Origin of the sequence: Mangrovimonas sp. CR14 (assembly GCF_011764015.1) — a bacterium.
GTDB lineage: Bacteria > Bacteroidota > Bacteroidia > Flavobacteriales > Flavobacteriaceae > Mangrovimonas > Mangrovimonas futianensis.
The window spans coordinates 249222-267406 of record NZ_JAAFZY010000001.1; the positions used below are offsets into that span (position 1 = coordinate 249222).

The 18185-nt window shown below is 33.8% G+C and carries 20 protein-coding genes; 18 read left to right on the forward strand and 2 right to left on the reverse strand.

Features of this window, described 5'->3' with window-relative positions:
* Positions 1-40 precede the first annotated feature (40 nt).
* Positions 41-547 (reverse strand): hypothetical protein, encoded by a 507-nt coding sequence (locus GZ212_RS00990; protein WP_166956436.1) that lies wholly within the window; start codon positions 545-547, stop codon positions 41-43.
* A gap of 130 nt (positions 548-677) precedes the next feature.
* Here GZ212_RS00990 and GZ212_RS00995 point away from each other — a divergent pair, with 130 nt between their 5' ends.
* From GZ212_RS00995 to GZ212_RS01045, 11 genes are all read left to right on the forward strand, one after another.
* Complete coding sequence (locus GZ212_RS00995) at positions 678-1640, forward strand: NAD-dependent epimerase/dehydratase family protein (RefSeq protein ID WP_166956439.1); 963 nt, start codon at positions 678-680, stop codon at positions 1638-1640.
* Between the two features lie 173 nt (positions 1641-1813).
* Entirely contained in the window at positions 1814-2464 is a 651-nt protein-coding gene (locus tag GZ212_RS01000; protein WP_166956442.1) for an ankyrin repeat domain-containing protein, read from the forward strand.
* A 155-nt stretch (positions 2465-2619) separates the two neighbouring features.
* Positions 2620-3495, forward strand: a complete 876-nt coding sequence (locus tag GZ212_RS01005) for a hypothetical protein (RefSeq protein ID WP_166956445.1) — start codon at positions 2620-2622, stop codon at positions 3493-3495.
* A 242-nt stretch (positions 3496-3737) separates the two neighbouring features.
* Entirely contained in the window at positions 3738-4280 is a 543-nt protein-coding gene (locus tag GZ212_RS01010; protein WP_166956448.1) for a hypothetical protein, read from the forward strand.
* 115 nt (positions 4281-4395) lie between these two features.
* Positions 4396-5313, forward strand: coding sequence for a DUF4240 domain-containing protein (locus tag GZ212_RS01015; protein WP_166956451.1), 918 nt, complete (start codon positions 4396-4398; stop codon positions 5311-5313).
* Between the two features lie 29 nt (positions 5314-5342).
* Positions 5343-6149 carry a hypothetical protein gene (locus GZ212_RS01020; RefSeq protein WP_166956454.1) on the forward strand — a complete coding sequence of 269 codons (807 nt, stop codon included), beginning with the start codon at positions 5343-5345 and terminating at the stop codon, positions 6147-6149.
* 93 nt (positions 6150-6242) lie between these two features.
* Positions 6243-6704, forward strand: a complete 462-nt coding sequence (locus GZ212_RS01025) for a hypothetical protein (protein WP_166956457.1) — start codon at positions 6243-6245, stop codon at positions 6702-6704.
* A gap of 196 nt (positions 6705-6900) precedes the next feature.
* Positions 6901-8016 carry an acyltransferase gene (locus tag GZ212_RS16205; RefSeq protein WP_206080358.1) on the forward strand — a complete coding sequence of 372 codons (1116 nt, stop codon included), beginning with the start codon at positions 6901-6903 and terminating at the stop codon, positions 8014-8016.
* On the forward strand, positions 8013-8420 hold the full coding sequence (locus GZ212_RS01035) for a hypothetical protein (protein ID WP_166956462.1): 408 nt from the start codon (positions 8013-8015) through the stop codon (positions 8418-8420). Before GZ212_RS16205 ends, GZ212_RS01035 begins: the two co-directional genes overlap by 4 nt.
* Positions 8421-8598: 178 nt before the next feature.
* Positions 8599-9288, forward strand: coding sequence for a hypothetical protein (locus GZ212_RS01040; RefSeq protein ID WP_166956465.1), 690 nt, complete (start codon positions 8599-8601; stop codon positions 9286-9288).
* A gap of 157 nt (positions 9289-9445) precedes the next feature.
* The gene (locus GZ212_RS01045; RefSeq protein ID WP_166956468.1) at positions 9446-10051 is read left to right on the forward strand and encodes a hypothetical protein; all 606 of its coding nucleotides are present in this window, start codon (positions 9446-9448) and stop codon (positions 10049-10051) included.
* A gap of 40 nt (positions 10052-10091) precedes the next feature.
* On the opposite strand, the gene GZ212_RS01050 is transcribed toward GZ212_RS01045, so the two are convergent.
* Positions 10092-11336 carry an NAD(P)/FAD-dependent oxidoreductase gene (locus GZ212_RS01050; RefSeq protein ID WP_166956471.1) on the reverse strand — a complete coding sequence of 415 codons (1245 nt, stop codon included), beginning with the start codon at positions 11334-11336 and terminating at the stop codon, positions 10092-10094.
* A 107-nt stretch (positions 11337-11443) separates the two neighbouring features.
* Here GZ212_RS01050 and hutH point away from each other — a divergent pair, with 107 nt between their 5' ends.
* From hutH to GZ212_RS01085, 7 genes are read left to right on the forward strand one after another with little or no spacing between them, the layout of a single operon-like run.
* Entirely contained in the window at positions 11444-12964 is a 1521-nt protein-coding gene (hutH, locus tag GZ212_RS01055) for a histidine ammonia-lyase (protein ID WP_166956473.1), read from the forward strand.
* 12 nt (positions 12965-12976) lie between these two features.
* Positions 12977-14104: a WG repeat-containing protein gene (locus GZ212_RS01060; protein WP_166956476.1), complete on the forward strand. Its 1128-nt coding sequence runs from the start codon at positions 12977-12979 to the stop codon at positions 14102-14104.
* A gap of 24 nt (positions 14105-14128) precedes the next feature.
* Positions 14129-14860, forward strand: coding sequence for a 3-oxoacyl-ACP reductase FabG (fabG, locus tag GZ212_RS01065; protein ID WP_166956479.1), 732 nt, complete (start codon positions 14129-14131; stop codon positions 14858-14860).
* Positions 14861-14871: 11 nt separating this feature from the next.
* Complete coding sequence (locus GZ212_RS01070; protein ID WP_166956482.1) at positions 14872-16095, forward strand: beta-ketoacyl synthase; 1224 nt, start codon at positions 14872-14874, stop codon at positions 16093-16095.
* A gap of 2 nt (positions 16096-16097) precedes the next feature.
* Entirely contained in the window at positions 16098-16340 is a 243-nt protein-coding gene (locus tag GZ212_RS01075; protein ID WP_053970631.1) for an acyl carrier protein, read from the forward strand.
* Positions 16341-16361: 21 nt separating this feature from the next.
* The gene (locus tag GZ212_RS01080) at positions 16362-17255 is read left to right on the forward strand and encodes a lipid A biosynthesis acyltransferase (RefSeq protein WP_053970632.1); all 894 of its coding nucleotides are present in this window, start codon (positions 16362-16364) and stop codon (positions 17253-17255) included.
* Positions 17255-18184 carry a dialkylrecorsinol condensing enzyme DarA gene (locus GZ212_RS01085; RefSeq protein ID WP_166956485.1) on the forward strand — a complete coding sequence of 310 codons (930 nt, stop codon included), beginning with the start codon at positions 17255-17257 and terminating at the stop codon, positions 18182-18184. Before GZ212_RS01080 ends, GZ212_RS01085 begins: the two co-directional genes overlap by 1 nt.
* Position 18185 lies beyond the last annotated feature (1 nt).

Genomic DNA, 18185 nt, shown 5'->3' on the forward strand with positions numbered 1-18185 from the left:
GTTGAGAGTAATTTGTATAAATAAGGATTATTACAGCTATTTAGGGTTTGTAAATCTGTTGGGATTCACGTTCCAATTTCTTGTTCATTTGAAGGCTCATATTGTTAAAAGCAATTAATACCTCACCAATAACACTAACCATTTCTTCATTGTCAATATTTGATAAATTAGCTAAGCTTTCCAATTTTAAACAGGCATTTTCAACAGCTACCAAACGCGCCATTACCGAAGGCGAGTTTAACTCTGCAGGTATGGTTTTTTGAAGATCTGTCAACAAGGTAGATAAGATTTCCTGGTTGTCTTGAAAATAGGAATAATCGCCTAATTTCAATTTAGCTATAACATCATTCAGTTCGGTATATTTGTTCCAGTTTTCAGTGTAGACAGCGACTTTGGGATCAACGACATACTCGGTATATTTTATTTGGGCTATGTCCTCTTTGGTTATGGACGAACTTTTTTCAACCTCTTGAACTACTTCTGTTTGTTGGGATTCACCACAACTTAAAAGGATAAAAAGAATAAAAACATATGTTATCTTGCTCATGGGCACTACTATAAGATTAGCAAATATATTGAATTCAAACCATTCCCAAAGAGCTTTAAGATTTAAGTGGCTTTTATGATTTGAAACCACAAAATCTTCTTAATTTTGTGCAACTTTTTAAATGACCAAAATGACTTCAAAAATCTTAATCATTGGTGCTTGTGGGCAAATAGGATCTGAACTAGCTCAGGCACTTAGAAACAAACACGGTAAAGACAATGTGGTTGCCAGTGATATTGATTCCAGAAATATGGAAGTTGTTCAATCTGGTCCTTTTGAAATCGTAGACGCCAAAGATTATAATTCGGTCAAGAATTGTATTGACAAACATGACATAGACACTGTTTATTTAATGGCGGCCATGTTGAGTGCAACGGGAGAAAAAAACCCAATGGCTGCCTGGGATTTAAATATGAATTCTTTATTTCACGTGTTGAATTTAGCCAAGGACGGGGTGATTAAAAAAGTCTTTTGGCCTTCAAGCATTGCTGTATTTGGCAGCAATACCCCCAAAGAAAACACACCGCAACATACCATCATGGAGCCTTCTACTGTTTACGGTATAACCAAGCAAGTAGGTGAACGCTGGTGTGAATATTATTTTAAGAATTATGGTGTGGATGTGAGAAGCATTAGGTATCCAGGAATCATCAGTTGGAAAACCTTACCTGGTGGAGGAACCACAGATTATGCTATAGACATTTATCACAAAGCACTTACCGAAAAATCCTATGAGTGCTTTTTAAGTGCAGATACCTCTTTGCCCATGATGTTTATGGATGATGCCATAAAAGCGACCATCAACCTTATGGAAGCCCCAGAAGATGATGTAAAAATTAGATCTTCCTACAATTTGGCCGCTATGAGCTTTACACCTCAAGACCTATTTGAAGCCATCAAAAAACACATTCCTGATTTTACAATCACCTTCAACCCTGACTTTAGACAAAAAATCGCCGACTCCTGGCCTAAAAGTATTGATGACTCTTCGGCCCGAAATGACTGGCACTGGCAACATGCCTTTGACATTGAAAAGATGACGATTGAAATGCTTGAAAAATTGGGAGAAAAATATGGGGTGCGTATTTCTTAATGGCACAAAACAGGTACTTCTTTTTCAAATAGAAATTTTTATCTAGCTACTGAAGGGATAGAAAAGAGTTCCATGTAAGTATTTCTTTATATTTGGGTGTATGTATAATAAAAATAAACACACCAGTGTGTTTATACATATGTTGTACTGCATTATGACCAACCAAGAAACTAATGAATTTATTTAAAGGTTTGTTCTCTCCAAAAAAGTCTGAATCTAAAATTAATCGGACTAAACAGCTATACGAAATTGATGATAAAATCAGAATTCAATTTTTTCAAAATTTGTATCAAGCCTCTTACGACAAAGTAATTGAGCTAATTGAAAATCAAAAAATAGATGTGAATGGATATGCTGATTACGAACATTCAAGAAGTATTTTAATAAGTGTAATTAGTGACTGTAACTCTGAATTTAAAGGTTCTGAAAATCATGTAAAACTTGTTAAATACATAATTGATAAAGGAGCAGATATTAATCTCAAAACAAAGGAAGGTTATAATGCATTGGAAATAGCATTATCTTTTCATAGTATGTCAAATATTGCTTTAATTTTAATAAAAACTGGAAAAGCGGACATTAACTCAACCGAAAAACATGGAAATAATCTAATATTTACAGCGATTAGAGAATACGGTTTGACTTGGAGAGAAGAACAAAAAGCAGTCAACCAATTACGATTTGAAATTATAAAAGAACTCTTAAATCGTGGTGCGGATTTGGACAAAATAAACAATCATGGAATTTCAGCCAGAACGTGGATTGAAAAAATACCTGAAAATGACAAATTGCATAAATTGATAAACGAATTTGATAAAAAATAACGCAGTACAACAACGGCTATAGTTCATTGCTTCTGACTTTCCTCACGGAAAGTCCTCGCAAATTTGCTATCTTCGGTTTTCGGCGGAAAATCCTCGCGGATTTTCACGCAACGAAACCATAGCCAAACCGTTAGGTTCAATTATAAAAAACCCAAATGGACATCATCAGAACGTTTATCCATACAAACAGAGATATTCACGGAAAAGATTGTATTTCTGAATTTTTACTGCCAAATATTGCCGAAAATAAACCAAACTTCATTGGAATGACTTCTGGAAAATCTTATGATTTAGGCTTGATTGTTAGTACATCCAGAAAATGGGATGAAAAAGTTCTTTTTAACGCATTTAAAAAAATCAAAAGCATTGGCCTTTTTGGGAGAAAACGAAAAAAGCAGATTTTAAAAAACTATATCTCAGAAATATCAAAATTAAGAGATGAATTTCCTGACTCAATTGTTAAGCTTGACAATAATTTTAGTTTGGTAAGAGTAGAATTCAGGACTGAATACATTAATAGAACAAGACCGAAACCAAAAGCGATTTCAAAAAAGGTAAAGGAAAATTACTTGAATTTAGGTCAAGCTTGTTTGAATGAAGAACAATTTTCTGAATTCCAATCTTTCGTGAAAACACTAAAGAATTATAATGGACATTGGAAATATGGAACAACTCTAAATTATGTAAAGGAGTTTTTGAATCAAAAAAAGATTTTTCTATTTCTGGTTTTGGACTGGAAAGCTGAAATTGCAGATTTAAACTGGATATTAAATTCAGCATTTGAAAAGAACTTTAATAAAACAATTGAATTACCAAGTCCTAAAGATTATCCAGAAAGAGCTTCTGTTTCTTTTGACAAGGTATTTTGCGATTATAAAAAAGCATTAAATAAATCGGATTTTGATTTAAGCTTTATCGACACTGATAGCGACCAATACGTTCTTGTTTTACATAAAACATCTGTAAAAGGTACTATTTCGGAGTATATAAATGGGATTGAATTTAAAGAAATGAAAATAAACTGCACCTAACACCGTGTTAAAACAATTGCTTGGTTCTAGCCTACTCAAAAAATTCTCGCAACTTTACTATCTTAGTTTCATGACTTGAAAATCCTCACATATTTACAAGAAATTAGACCATATACAAACCGTTACCACCAATTTGAATGAAAAACTACAAACTGACAATATTTAATCAATCAAGGGTTGTAACTATAGTCTTTCTGCTTCCTATAATACTATTGGGTTCTTTATTTACGGGATTAGAACTTATGCAGAAAAGCTATTTTTGGATTGTGTCAATTCCTATGTTTGCAGGATTATCAGGACTGATATACTATTTCGCCAAAGGTGATTTAATCGTTGACTTTGATGATGAAACTTTGCGATTCACTTGGAAAAAGAAACTCATTTTTAATTACGATGCAATAGAACCAATATCAGTTAAGGACATTAAGACAGTTGTAATTGACCAAGGCGAATTATTAAGAAAAATAATCACTTCTGACCGAGAAATTAATATTAGCAATGGGAAATTACTAATGAAGGACTCGCAGAAGTTTATAGCGTTGTTACATTCAACTATCAAACAGAATGGAGGAAGGATTATTGACAGCTGGGACGTTTGGCAAGAGAAAGGATATCTAAAATGGGCACTAAGAATCAATACCGTAGTTATTGTTTCAGTTGTAGGACTAATTGTAGCGTTCGGAATATTCAAAGGCTTTGACAAAATACCACCAGCAAGTTTCTTTATGTTGATATTCCTATTGCCCCAAATGCTTTTATATCATAAACAAATGAAAGAAAAATAAAAAAATACTGGCAACACCGTATATAAAAAATCACATCTGATTTTCCTACTGAAAATCCTCGGACACAAAACCGCACTATTCTTATACACACCGTTAGCCATAATTAAACCAAAAAATGAACGAATTAACTAAACTTGGAAAGAAAAGAACCATACTGATTTCAATAAGTATTTTATTAGTTTCTATTCACACAATATATTTTTATCATTCTGTGAGACCAGAAATTGAGTCAAAAAAACTTATCCAACAAATAATAAGATTTTCATTGACAGTTGGACTATTAATAATGGTTTATAAAGGGAAGAATTGGGCGAAAATTGTTTCAATAATTTTATTTTCTTTAGCACTTTTGGGAGCATTAGTTGGTTTAGCAACTTTAGACACACCTTTTATCAATAAAACACCTTTATTGGTTATGGTTTTTGTTTATTCAATGGCAATTTATCATTTTGGTTTTGCTAAAAGTTTTAAAGAGTTTTTCAAATTTCAAAATACTGAAATCACAGAATCAATTCAAGATTCTAAAGAAATTATGGAATCGGAAAAATTTTGGAGAATTATTGAGATTACAAAATCTGAAAGTTCTGGAGATTATGAAAAACAACAATCTCTACTTGAAAGAGAATTATTAAAACTAACTGCAAAAGAAGTTTTAGAATTCGACAATAAATTTAGAACATTAAAAGGGGAAATCTATACTTGGGATTTTTGGGCTGCTGCATATATCATCAATAGAGGTTGCTCAGATGACTGTTTCTCTGATTTTAGAGGTTGGTTAATTGGACAAGGAAAATTAGTATTTGAAAGTGCAGTTCAGAATATTGAAACACTTTCCGAACTCAAAGAAACAAACGATGGAGATTGGGAAGGTTTGAGTTATATTCCAACCGACGTTTACGAAAAAAAGACGGGAAATGATATGCCTCAAGGAATTCTAGAAAATTTTGAAATTACTGGAGAAGAATGGGAAGAAGATGAAAATGAATTAAAAAATAGATTTCCGAAGTTATACGCAAAATTCGGAATGGAATAAAAATTACTGTGACTAACAAAATTAAAAAAATGAAAAGTCTATTAAAAATCATCATCCCTTTCTTACTACTAGTTAGTTGTAGTAATGATGATATTTCTGAAAATGTACAACCAAATAATCTACTTGATACTAAAGTAAAATACCTTTTATTTAATGATGGCATTAGATTTACGGACGATCATTTTGTTTTTTTTCAATTAGATTCTATTGTTTATGAATACCAAAATCAAAATATATCTAAAGTAATTGGAGGATTCATACCTTTTGATCCTTTTTCATCTTTCTTAAATAAGACGTTAACTAACAATATGTATGATTCAATAATTAAATTGAATGAAACCTATAAAGTTTATACATTACCAACATCTGTGCCTTATTATTTCGCGGATAATCCAGATAACCCTGTCGAATATATTATCAACAATCAAGGAATACAACAAGTCACTCGAAGGGATGGTTTAATTCTGAACTATGAATATGAAAACAATTTCATTTATGAGAAAAATGAATCCGGTTTAGTTCTTAAAAAATTCTATGTGGAAAACAATAACATATCAAAAGTTGAAAAATTTAGGTATGACTTGAATCTTGAAGTATATAACAGGACAGAAATATTATTTCAGGAATATGATTCAAACCCAAATCCATTTAAAGGAAAACACTATTTACTTGGAGCATTCTATCGCTCATTTTCTGAAAACAATTTTAGTAGTTATACCATAAATTCTTATAATAGATTAGACGATGGCACTTTCCAATTATATTATACATTTGAAACAACGACATCTTTTGGATACAACAATGATAATTATCCATTATTTGGAAATTATGAATAAAATTCAATTGCCAACCATTTATAACCCAAATTGCTAAGGATTTTTGCGCAACTATTCTTACCCAAGCCGTTTCCAGTAATATAAAAATAACCTATGAAACAAATCTTACTATTTTTAATTCCATTTTTACTTTTAACCTCGTGTGATTCAATAACTGGAGAAGAAATTGCCAGGTTACCAATCAATAAAGTAAGTACTAGCGAAGAAAATTATTTTGAAAAAGAGACTTCTTTAAATTTAAAAAAAGGAGATAAAATTGCTTTTTGGTCAGAAATGGATTTTGAATATTCCGGCGAAGAATCTTTTCTGTTTAGATTCAGAGTTTACAAAAATGATGAACCTTATGCAATTCTGGAATTTGACCCAACCAATAAAAACATAACTATTGGAGAAATCAAATCAACAATTGGAAATAAGACTAAATGGAGTTTTACTGGAAAAAATAAAGAGTTAAAAATAAAAGAAGATGGAAAATATACTTTTAAGGGGATTCTTAAAACTACAAAAAATCCAAGTTTGATAGTTAATAAAGCTATTGTGGTAATTAAAAAATAAATACTCCTGGCAATATTGGCTATAATTTATTGCTTCTCATTTTCGGTAAGGAAAATCCTAACGGTTTTACTATCTTGGTCTTATAACTTGAAAATCCTCACAGATTTACAAATAATTAAATCATATACAAACCGTAATTGTTAATGCGACTAATATCACTTGAGTTGCGGTGAATTAGGCAATGACGAATATTAATATGCCTAAAGGAAAAATTAGAATTTTAGCTTTAGATGGATTCAGAGCAATTGCTATCATAGCAGTTATGCTTTTTCATTATTTTTCAAGGTGGACAACACCAAACCATGAATTTTCTTTATATCCATATGGCAACCTTTACAACTATTTTAATTGGGGGAAACTAGGAGTACAGTTTTTTTTTATCATAAGTGGCTTTGTAATCTATTTCACTCTTGAAAAAACAGAAAACCTTACATTATTTTGGAAAAAAAGAATGATTCGATTAATGCCTTCGATTGTAGTTGCTTCCTTAATAACCTTTATTTTCTTTATAATTTTTGACAAAAACAATGTCTTTCCAAATAGTCACTTTGCGGAAAATTTCATCCCAAGCATATCATTTATCAAACCATCATTGTTAAATGAAATTTTCAACACCAAATTTGAATATATAAATGGCTCTTACTGGAGTCTATGGCCAGAAATTCAATTTTACTTTCTATCCAGTTGTATTTATTATTTAAATAAATCACGCTTTATGTCAAATTTTATGGTTGTGTCCATTTTTCTAATTTCAATTAATTATGTTATGCAAAATGTGCAAGGTGGGAACAATTTAAATATTGAAATTTCTGACTACACATTAAATGTATATAACACCTGGATAACCAATGGCTTTAACTTAATATCTTATTTACCTTTCTTTAGTTTGGGGGTATTAGCCTATGTTTTGTATCAGAACAATATGAATAATACAAAAGTTCCCTTGTTTTTAAAACTTTGTATTTTCTTTATTATCCTATTCATTATTTATTCTGGAGTACGCCTTTATGTGAGACTATTTTATGCAGTAATGATCTGCCTTGTTTTTATATTCATTTATTACCCACAAAGGCTCTCTTTTCTAGAAAACCCAAAGATTACAAAAATTGGAGAATCTTCTTATTTCCTATATTTAATCCATGAAAACATTGGTGTATTTATAATTTATACCTTAGGACAAATTATTCTCCCCAATTCATTTTTATTACCAATAATCTTGATAATTGGATTTTCCTATTTGAGCATTTTATTCACAAAAAAGGTAGATAACCCTATTAATCAAACTTTAAAAAGAAAACTAGTCAAAAAATGAGACAGCTACCAATTATATTGTTATTCTTTCTAATTAATTTAAAGTCTCAAAATATTGAAAATGATAAAGTTTATATAACACATGGCAATAACCAGGGTGTTAATTATCCATATGGTGTTTCAGAGTTAATCATAAAAGCAGATTCAACTTTTTATTGGAAAAGTTTTAATGTACATAAACATAATTGGAAAAATTATTCTCAGAGTGAGAATATTATTAGCATCAGTGGTAATGTTATCAAATCAAATGATTTATACATTCTAAAAGAAATGGGATGCAATTCTAAAGGACCCAATAAATGGATTGTAAAAATCACTGAGGAGAAAATTGAATTTTACATTAATAAAAAATCTAAACTGACTAAAACCAAGACAGAATACAAACGAATTAAGTCCAGTGGGTAATATGTTCCAGAAATTAAGATAAACCCTTTCTTTTAACTATGCTCAAGACGTCCATGAACCTATAGAGAATTGCTTATATCGGCGGCAAATTAAATACTAACCCAAAAATCATTAACTTTAACCCGTCTTGACGCAATTAGTTAACCCAACTAGTGTCTAAACGAAAGACATCAAAAAAATGAAATTTGTCGCAACCATAATAGTGCTGCTTCTTGTTTTAACCGCTTGCCAAAACGAGAAGAAACAATCATCTGAAGATATTGAAGGATCAAAAAACTTAGTCTTTTCAGATTTGGTACTTCATGACCGTTTTGACAACACCCTGGTTTTAGACACCCTATTATTGGGTCGTGAGGCACAGTTTTCACCAGTCTATATTGGTAAAATGAACGACTCCATCCAACCTTATTACAAAACTGCAAAGGTTGGTTACCGTGTCGAAGATTGGAACAAATACCGAAGTCCGGAAGCCGATGACTTAGAGATCTATATTGACACCACGCAAACCATTGGTTTCCCAATGGGTGTATGGGAATATGAGCAAGAACCCGAACGAAGAGTCAATAAAAAATCCTACCCTATATTTATTAGAAACCAAAGCAATGATACTTTGAGCATTGGGTTTGGAGAGATTTTACCTATCGTAACAGAGGCTCAAGACTCTTTGGGGAACTGGATGCAAATTGAAAGTCCGCTGATGTATGATTGCGGGACCGGGTTAACCCAGTTCTACTTGCCTCCAAATGAAATTGCCATTTCTACTTTAAGGCAAAACAAGGGCACCAATAATACCAAGTTTAGAGTGAAATTTAGTTTTGGCGACCATCAAATCTATTCTAACGAGATTGAAGGAAAAATGAATGACTAATTTTCATTTAAATTCAACCTTGAATTCAAAGGTTAAAAATACAATGAAAATTTAGGAGTTATCTTCATATTTTTTCTTTCAAATAATCTATTTCCTACTTGTTTTCTATAATGGTATTTGTTTAGATTTGAGACTTAATCTAAACTATTCATCTATAATGAAAAAACTATTATTTATTGCCCTAAGTTTATTTATTACAACTAACCTAACTGCGCAAAAGGCCAAGGTAACCAAAGGAGAATGGAGTAACCTTAAAGGTATTACCGCCTATAATGTGGTATTTGATTACTCTGATTTAACCATTCCTAAATATGATTCTGAGGAAGAATTTTTAAAAGACAAAATGGCAAAAAGAGAAGAAAAAGAACCAGGAACAGGAGAGGCTTTTAAAAAGTCTTGGTTTTCTGATAGAGAAGAATTTTACGAGCCAAATTTCATTAATACGTTCAACGACAGATATAAAGATGGCACTGTAAAAGTTGGGAAAGACTTACCCAATGCAGAATACACCATGAAAATTCATACGACCTTCATTTACCCAGGTTATAATGTGGGTGTGGTAAGACATAATTCAAAACTTGAAGTGACCTTAAGCGTTTATAAAAATGATGCTCCTGATAATGTGATTTTTTCAGTTGATTACACAAAAATTGAAGGACAAGGAAATGGAGGATTTGATTTCAATTCTGGACAAAGAATTGCTGATGCCTATATCATTTTTGCAAGAGCCTTGACAAAGCATATGTACAAAAACAACAAATAAAATTTACTTGATAAAGAAGATGTAATGAGCGAATAGAAATCTATTCGCTCATTTCTTTTTGCATATCGATCACATGGGCCAAATTGGCTACAATACGATCATGTTTCTTTACAAATGGATTGGTTTCATCCCAAACATAACCAGCCAATACGGCACATATTTGTTTTTTAACCTCTAAGTTCTCAGGACGATGGAAAAACAAGGTCTGTAAATTACCCGTGTACCATTCCTTCACATAAGTAGCAAATACATTAACGCCATATTTAATGTAATCGGCATAGTCTTTTTCCCAATCTACGGTCTCGCCATTTAGTTCTTTTGAAATCAATTTAGACGATTGTAAGGCAGATTCTGTAGCAAAAGTAACCCCTGAAGAAAACACAGGATCCAAGAATTCGGCACTATTACCTGTTAGTACAAAGCCCTTTCCATAGAACTTTTTCACGGCTTTAGAATAATTTCTAATACAAACGGGCTCAAACTCAAACTCCAACCCTTCAAACCTAGAATGGTAATACTCTGTAAGCTTCAACATGGCTTTCAGTCGTTCACTATTAGAACCGCTGTATGAATCTATCAATTCATTTTTTCCAACAAAACCGATACTGGTGATACCATTTGAAAAAGGGATAACCCAAAACCAAGTATCTGTATCCAATACATCAAAGGTAATTAGGGTTCCTTCTCTTCCCTCTGGGCGCTTTAAATCTTTAACATGAGTAAAAATAGAGGAGTGCTCTGGAATGGAAGAGGGTTTATCCAAATCCAACAAGCGAGGAAGCACCCTACCGTAACCACTAGAATCGACTATAAATTTAGCGTTTACCTGATAGGATTCTCCTTGGTCATTCTTTATTTGGGTTGTCGAACTTCCATCCTCCTGAATTTGTACATCCAATACCTCATGACCAAATTGAATATCTACGCCTCGTTTTATAAGTTCTTGAGTCAAGGTGTGATCAAAATCGGCTCTAGGTACTTGCCAAGTCCAATCCCATCCTTCGGTATGCTTTTGGCTAAAATCAAAATTACAAACCACATCATCCCTAAGAAATCGGGCTCCCGCCTTAACTTCATAATTTCGTTCCTTTAAGCAATCTAGCAAACCAACTTCTTCAAAATGGTCCATGCACCTAGGGAGCAAGCTCTCACCTATTACAAACCTCGGAAAATGGCTTTTTTCAACCACTTTCACACGATGGCCTTGGTTAAATAAATAAGAGGCTGCCACACATCCAGAAGGACCAGCACCAATAATTAACACATCTACTTGCACATCCATCATAATCAATCAGCTATATAATTCATTTATTATATTAAATTTGCAATCCAAATTAACTATTTTTAGTTCAAGTTATTTAAATTTTTCACAAAAAAATCCAATAAATATTAATGCTGACACTTAAAGGGACTCTAGGGATCAAGGAATTCTATCAAATCATTTTTGAACAACAAGATTTTCAATTGGATGACTCTGTTTTAGAGATTGTAGAAAAGAGCTTTAATTTTCTTAAAGAATTTTCTGAAAACAAGGTCATATATGGGGTAAACACAGGGTTTGGTCCTATGGCACAATACAAAATCAAGGATTCTGAGCGTAATGAATTACAGTACAATCTCATACGCAGTCATGCCTCTGGGACTGGCAACCCCATTCCTCCTATCTATGTGAAAGCTGCTATGGTTGCTAGATTAAACACCCTATCACTGGGTAATTCTGGAATTCATAAATCAGCTGTTATGTTGATGACGGAGTTGATCAATAGAGATATTACCCCTTTAATATTTGAACATGGAAGTGTTGGAGCTAGTGGTGATTTGGTTCAATTGGCCCATTTGGCCTTAGTGTTAATAGGCGAAGGTGAAGTCTTCTATCAAGGAAGTTACCAACCCACCAAAGAGGTTTTTGAAAAGGAACAGTTAACACCTATCTCTGTAGAATTAAGAGAAGGGCTAGCACTTATGAACGGAACGTCAGTGATGACTGGTATTGGATTGGTCAATACCGTTTTCACAAGAAGATTACTGGATTGGGCCATCACTTCTTCTGCTGCTATTAATGAAATAGTGAAAGCATATGACGACCATTTATCCTTTGAGTTAAATGACTCTAAGAAGCATATCGGTCAAAGAGAAATTGCTAAGAAAATGCGTGAGCATTTAGAAGATAGCCAATTAACCAGAAAAAGAGAACATCATTTATATTCTAAAAACGAAGATGTTTCTGTCTTCAAAGAAAAAGTCCAGGAATATTACTCCTTAAGATGTGTTCCCCAAATTTTAGGTCCTGTCCTAGACACCTTAAACAGTGTGGAAAAAATTCTAATTGAGGAAGTGAATTCTGCAAATGACAACCCTATCGTGGATGTAGAAAGACAACATGTTTACCACGGCGGGAATTTTCATGGTGATTATGTGTCTCTGGAAATGGATAAACTTAAAATGGTTGTTGCCAAATTAAGTATGCTTTCTGAAAGACAGCTAAACTACTTGTTAAATTCGCGTTTAAATGACATGCTACCTCCATTTGTTAATCTCGGGCAACTTGGATTAAATTTTGGTATGCAGGGAGTGCAGTTTACAGCAACCTCTACAACGGCAGAAAACCAAATGCTGTCAAACCCAATGTATGTGCACAGTATTCCTAACAACAATGACAATCAAGATATAGTCAGTATGGGAACCAACTCGGCTCTTATTACAAAAAAAGTCATAGAGAATGCATTTGAAGTGGTTGCTATTGAATTGATAACTATCGTTCAAGCTATTGAATATCTGAATGTTAAAGATCAGGTTTCTTCAAAAACACGTAAAGTATATGATGAGATAAGGAATATAGTCCCTATCTTTACCAAAGACGTTGTGATGTACCCCTATGTCAATAAAGTTAAGGAGTACCTCATCAATCATTAAAAGCTATTAATCATGTTTCGAGTATTCTTTTTTATTTTCATGATTGCTGGTTTCAGCAGTCATGGCCAAGAGTTAGCACTTGCCAGAACAGACGGTCAATTTGGTTTTGTCAACACTTCTGGAGAATGGCATATTAAACCCCAATTTAAGGACGCCAAAAGTTTTTCAGATGATTTGGCTGAAGCCATGAATGATGACAAATCTTGGGGATACATCAATAGAAAAGGAGAATGGGTGATTAAGCCACAATTTAAAGATGTTAAGGCTTTTCACTCTGGAATTGCTTTAGCTACCGATGGCGATGATTGGTTTTACATTGACAAATCTGGAAATAAAACACTTGCTCAAGTACAAACGGATAAATTCTATGATTTTAGTGATGGAATGGCCATCATCAGAAATGGAGATTTGGTAGGTTTTATAAATACCCAAGGAGCGGTTGTTGTCCAGCCTAAGTTTGAAAAGGCGTTCCCTTTTCAAAATGGTCACTCTAAAGTATTGGAAGGTGGAAAATGGGGATTGATTGACAAAACTGGAGCCTATCTGGTGAAAACAGAATATGATGGAATAGGTCAAGTTTCCAATGGCCCTGTTGTTGCTGAAATGGGATCCTCTAAAGGCTTAATAATTGACGGTCAATTCAAAGAGATTCCAGGAGCTGAAAAAATTTGGGATTTCACCTCTTCTGAAGGTCTTGCCTTTGCAAAAAAAGATGGTCAATTGGGCTTTATAGATACTCAAGGTAATTGGGTTATTGAACCCCAATTTGACAAAGTAAAAGATTTTAGCAATGGATTAGCCCCTGTTATGAAAGACAAAAAATGGGGGTATGTTGATACCAATGGTCAAGTAATTATTGACCATCAATTCAAGGACGCTGAGACTTTTAGCAAAGATGGATTAGCACCAGTTAAACCATCTAAATTATGGGGATTTATTGATAAAAAAGGCAACTTAGTAATTGAGGATAAGTACGATATTTCCTCGGTAAATTTTGGCGCCCTTTTTGGTGCCACAGAAGACAAAGGCTTTATTGATGGCTTATCAAGAGTCAAACTGAAAAAAGAATGGGCTTTTATCAAACCCAACGGTGAAGTCCTAGGTAATATATGGTTTGAAAACCTAGAATTATTTAAATAAACGAAACTAAACGAACTATTATAAATGAAATGTGCCCTAATCACAGGCGGTTCTCGCGGCATTGGACGAGCAATTTGCATCCAACTGGCAAAAGATACCGACTATCATATTCTTATTAATTACAACAGTAACGAACAAGCAGCATTAGAAACCCTAAAAGAAGTAGAAGCTTTAGGAAATTCTGGTGAGATTTTAAAATTTAATGTTTCTGATGCCGAACTAGTTACCTCTACCTTAGACACTTGGCAAACCAATAATCCTGATGCTATGGTAGAAGTTATAGTTAACAATGCAGGAATCACTAAAGATGGTTTGTTTATGTGGATGCCATCAGAAGATTGGAATTCTGTTATTAATACCTCTCTCAATGGATTCTATAATGTAACCCACTTCTTCATTCAGAAATTACTTAGAAATAGATACGGAAGAATTATCAACATTGCCTCAGTTTCTGGTGTGAAAGGAACTGCTGGTCAAGCAAATTATTCAGCCGCTAAAGGCGCCTTGATTGGCGCAACCAAAGCACTAGCACAAGAAGTAGCCAAAAGAAAAATCACTGTTAATGCAGTAGCTCCCGGATTTATTAAATCTGATATGACTGCAGAACTGGATGAAAAAGAATTAAAAAACATGATTCCAATGAACCGATTTGGAGAGGCTGAAGAAGTTGCCCACGTCGTATCCTTTTTAGCTTCTAAAAAAGCATCGTATATTACTGGAGAAGTCATTAATATTAATGGTGGAATTTACTCATAAATAAAGGGAACATGAAGCGAGTTGTAATTACAGGAATGGGTATTTATTCTTGTATAGGTGAAAATTTGGAGGAAGTAAAAAAGTCTTTGTATGAAGGTAAATCTGGTATTGTCATAGATCCTCAAAGAATAGATTTTGGATACCGATCACCGCTTACAGGAATGGTCAATAGACCCGATTTAAAAGGCATGCTATCTAGAAGACAAAGGATAAGTATGGGTGAGGAAACTGAATTTGCCTATATGGCTACCATTGAAGCCTTAAAAAATTCTAGGATAGACCAAGACTTTATTGACAACCATGAGGTAGGTATCCTTTATGGCAATGACAGTACAGCCAAATCTGTGGTAGAGTCCAATGACAAAATAAGAGATAAAAAAGACACAACATTAGTAGGTTCTGGAGCCATTTTTCAAGGTATGAATTCTTCAGTCACCATGAACCTCTCCACCATATTCAAACTGACTGGCGTTAATTTTACTATCAGTGCAGCCTGTGCCAGCGGATCCCATTCCATTGGAATGGCTTACCAACTTATAAAAGCAGGTTTGCAAGAATGCATTATTTGTGGTGGAGCCCAAGAAATTAATCCCATTGCCATGGGTAGTTTTGACGGATTAGGAGTGTTCTCAACCAATACAGAAAACCCAGCGCAAGCCTCTAGGCCTTTTGACAGTAACAGAGATGGACTGGTTCCTAGTGGAGGAGCTGCAACGCTTATTTTAGAATCTTATGAATCTGCCGTAAAAAGAGGCGCCCCCATTTTGGGAGAAGTATTGGGTTATGGCTTTTCTTCTAATGGCGACCACATATCAACTCCCAATGTAAATGGTCCAAGCAGAGCAATGGAAATGGCTTTGAAACAGTCAAACATTAAAGCTTCAGATATTGAATATGTGAATGCCCACGCCACCTCTACTCCTGTAGGAGATGCCAATGAAGCACGAGCTATTTTTGAAGTATTTGGTGAAAATGGACCTTATGTGAGTTCCACCAAATCCATGACAGGTCATGAATGCTGGATGGCAGGTGCCAGTGAGGTTATCTATTCCATGCTAATGATGCAAAACGATTTTATCGCTCCCAACATAAACCTAGAAACTCCAGATGAAGCCGCTTCAAAATTAAATTTGGTGAGCAAAACGCTAGATAAAAAATTTGATGTATTTTTGTCCAATTCATTTGGATTTGGCGGGACAAATTCCGCCTTAATTATTAAAAAAATGTTGGTGTAGCAATGGATAAAGAAGTTATTATTGAGAAAATAAACGACTTTCTTATAGATGAATTTGAGGTTGAAAGTGAAGATATTTCACCTGAAGCCAATTTAAAGGACACTTTGGAACTTGACAGTCTAGATTTTGTAGATTTGGTGGTAGCTGTTGAATCTAATTTTGGTGTTAAATTGGTAGGAGAAGACTTTGTAGGGGTTAAATCCCTTGAAGACTTTTATAACCTTATAGAAAGAAAATTAAGCTAAATACAGCCCCTAAAATAATGTATGGCTACTGAGTGGAAAGGTAAATCCCGCGGAACGGTTTTGGGTTACAAAATATTTGTATTTTGTATGAAAAACCTAGGATTGGGGTCTGCCTATTTCGTCCTTAATTTTGTAGCTACATATTTTGTTTTCTTTGCACTAGATGGTTCTAAGGCTATCTATTATTACTTTCACAAACGCTTAGGATATTCCAAATTCAAAAGTCTAATTAGCATTTTTAAAAGCTACTACGTTTTTGGGCAAACCATCATTGATAAAGTGGCGATTTCTTCAGGACTTCGGGAAAAATTCACTTATGAATTTGACGGCATGCACCTCATTGAAGAAACTTTAAGAGCCAAAAAAGGAGGGGTTCTTATTAGCGCTCATGTTGGCAATTTTGAAATAGCTGAACATTTTTTTGGAGATCTTGAAGAAGACGCATCCATAAGCCTTCTCACCACAGATGTAGAACATTCCGCTATCAAAGATTATTTGGAAAGCGTGACCAAAAAATCCAATATCAATTTCATTCTTATTCAAGAAGATTTATCACACATTTTTGAAATTAATGCCGCTTTAGCAAGGAATGAAATTGTTTGTATGACCGGAGATCGCTATATTGAAAATTCAAAATTTTTAGAACATGAATTATTGGGTAAAAAGGCTAAATTTCCTGCCGGACCTTTTTTGCTTGCATCCCGATTAAATGTTCCTGTTTTGTTTGTGTATGTCATGAAAGAAACCAATACCCATTATCACCTTTACACCAGAAAATCGCACACCAAACATAGAGATGCTTTAGGCCTTCTTGAAGAATACACACAAAGTGTCACTTGGATGCTGAAAAAATACCCCTTGCAGTGGTTTAACTATTTTGATTTTTGGGGTGCAAATAAAGACCTCAAAAACTAATGAAACACGTTTTAGTCATCCATTTTTCCCAATCTGGACAATTAACAGAAATAGTCAATAACGTGGTTACGGATCTCAAGAACCATGATCAAGTTCAAATAGATTATCACCAAATTGAAATGGAAGACCCCTTCCCTTTTCCTTGGTCCCGAGAAGCCTTCTATGGAGCTTTTCCTGACACCTATAGTCAGAAACCAAGAGCCGTAAAACCTGTTTCTGAAACCATATTGAATACCTCATATGACCTGATTATTTTGGGATATCAAATTTGGTATTTAACCCCTTCTCTACCCACCATATCTTTTCTAGCAACAGATGACGCCAAGAAGCTTTTCAAAAACACCCCAGTAGTTACTGTTATTGGGTGTCGAAATTTATGGATGATGGCCCAGGAAAAGATGAAAGTTCATTTTACTAGTTTGAAAGCCCAGTTAGTTGGCAACATTGCATTGGTAGACCATCACCTAAATCATATCAGTGTGATCACTATTGCCCAATGGATGTTTTCTGGTGAAAAGAAAAAGTATTTAGGCATCTTTCCTAAACCTGGTGTACAACAAAAGGACATTGACCATTCCGTAAGATTTAGTAAAACGATTTTAAACCATTTATTGAGTGGGGACTTTTCCAATTTACAACCCAGTTTATTAAAACAAGGTGCTGTTTCGCTTAAATCCTTTTTAATTTTAACCGATCAAAAAGGAAATAAGATTTTCTCAAAATGGTCCCAAATAATTCTAAGAAATAGTAAGGAAAATACATCAAAAAGAAGATTATTGGTAAAAATGTTCAGTATTTACCTTTTATTTGCAATTTGGGTCATATCCCCAATAGTTTTTATTTTATTTTTGTTGACTTATTTACCTTTGCGAAAGAGGTATAGTAAACAAAAAAGCTATTATTCATCAGTCGCCTTAAATGGAGAATAAA

What these genes read in the sequence shown, in the direction of transcription:
- GZ212_RS00990 (WP_166956436.1), bottom strand. Translation starts at nt 547, where the DNA reads ATGAGCAAGATAACATATGTTTTTATTCTTTTTATCCTTTTAAGTTGT.
- GZ212_RS00995 (WP_166956439.1), top strand. Translation starts at nt 678, where the DNA reads ATGACTTCAAAAATCTTAATCATTGGTGCTTGTGGGCAAATAGGATCT.
- GZ212_RS01000 (WP_166956442.1), top strand. Translation starts at nt 1,814, where the DNA reads ATGAATTTATTTAAAGGTTTGTTCTCTCCAAAAAAGTCTGAATCTAAA.
- GZ212_RS01005 (WP_166956445.1), top strand. Translation starts at nt 2,620, where the DNA reads ATGGACATCATCAGAACGTTTATCCATACAAACAGAGATATTCACGGA.
- GZ212_RS01010 (WP_166956448.1), top strand. Translation starts at nt 3,738, where the DNA reads ATGCAGAAAAGCTATTTTTGGATTGTGTCAATTCCTATGTTTGCAGGA.
- GZ212_RS01015 (WP_166956451.1), top strand. Translation starts at nt 4,396, where the DNA reads ATGAACGAATTAACTAAACTTGGAAAGAAAAGAACCATACTGATTTCA.
- GZ212_RS01020 (WP_166956454.1), top strand. Translation starts at nt 5,343, where the DNA reads ATGAAAAGTCTATTAAAAATCATCATCCCTTTCTTACTACTAGTTAGT.
- GZ212_RS01025 (WP_166956457.1), top strand. Translation starts at nt 6,243, where the DNA reads ATGAAACAAATCTTACTATTTTTAATTCCATTTTTACTTTTAACCTCG.
- GZ212_RS16205 (WP_206080358.1), top strand. Translation starts at nt 6,901, where the DNA reads ATGCCTAAAGGAAAAATTAGAATTTTAGCTTTAGATGGATTCAGAGCA.
- GZ212_RS01035 (WP_166956462.1), top strand. Translation starts at nt 8,013, where the DNA reads ATGAGACAGCTACCAATTATATTGTTATTCTTTCTAATTAATTTAAAG.
- GZ212_RS01040 (WP_166956465.1), top strand. Translation starts at nt 8,599, where the DNA reads ATGAAATTTGTCGCAACCATAATAGTGCTGCTTCTTGTTTTAACCGCT.
- GZ212_RS01045 (WP_166956468.1), top strand. Translation starts at nt 9,446, where the DNA reads ATGAAAAAACTATTATTTATTGCCCTAAGTTTATTTATTACAACTAAC.
- GZ212_RS01050 (WP_166956471.1), bottom strand. Translation starts at nt 11,336, where the DNA reads ATGATGGATGTGCAAGTAGATGTGTTAATTATTGGTGCTGGTCCTTCT.
- hutH (WP_166956473.1), top strand. Translation starts at nt 11,444, where the DNA reads ATGCTGACACTTAAAGGGACTCTAGGGATCAAGGAATTCTATCAAATC.
- GZ212_RS01060 (WP_166956476.1), top strand. Translation starts at nt 12,977, where the DNA reads ATGTTTCGAGTATTCTTTTTTATTTTCATGATTGCTGGTTTCAGCAGT.
- fabG (WP_166956479.1), top strand. Translation starts at nt 14,129, where the DNA reads ATGAAATGTGCCCTAATCACAGGCGGTTCTCGCGGCATTGGACGAGCA.
- GZ212_RS01070 (WP_166956482.1), top strand. Translation starts at nt 14,872, where the DNA reads ATGAAGCGAGTTGTAATTACAGGAATGGGTATTTATTCTTGTATAGGT.
- GZ212_RS01075 (WP_053970631.1), top strand. Translation starts at nt 16,098, where the DNA reads ATGGATAAAGAAGTTATTATTGAGAAAATAAACGACTTTCTTATAGAT.
- GZ212_RS01080 (WP_053970632.1), top strand. Translation starts at nt 16,362, where the DNA reads ATGGCTACTGAGTGGAAAGGTAAATCCCGCGGAACGGTTTTGGGTTAC.
- GZ212_RS01085 (WP_166956485.1), top strand. Translation starts at nt 17,255, where the DNA reads ATGAAACACGTTTTAGTCATCCATTTTTCCCAATCTGGACAATTAACA.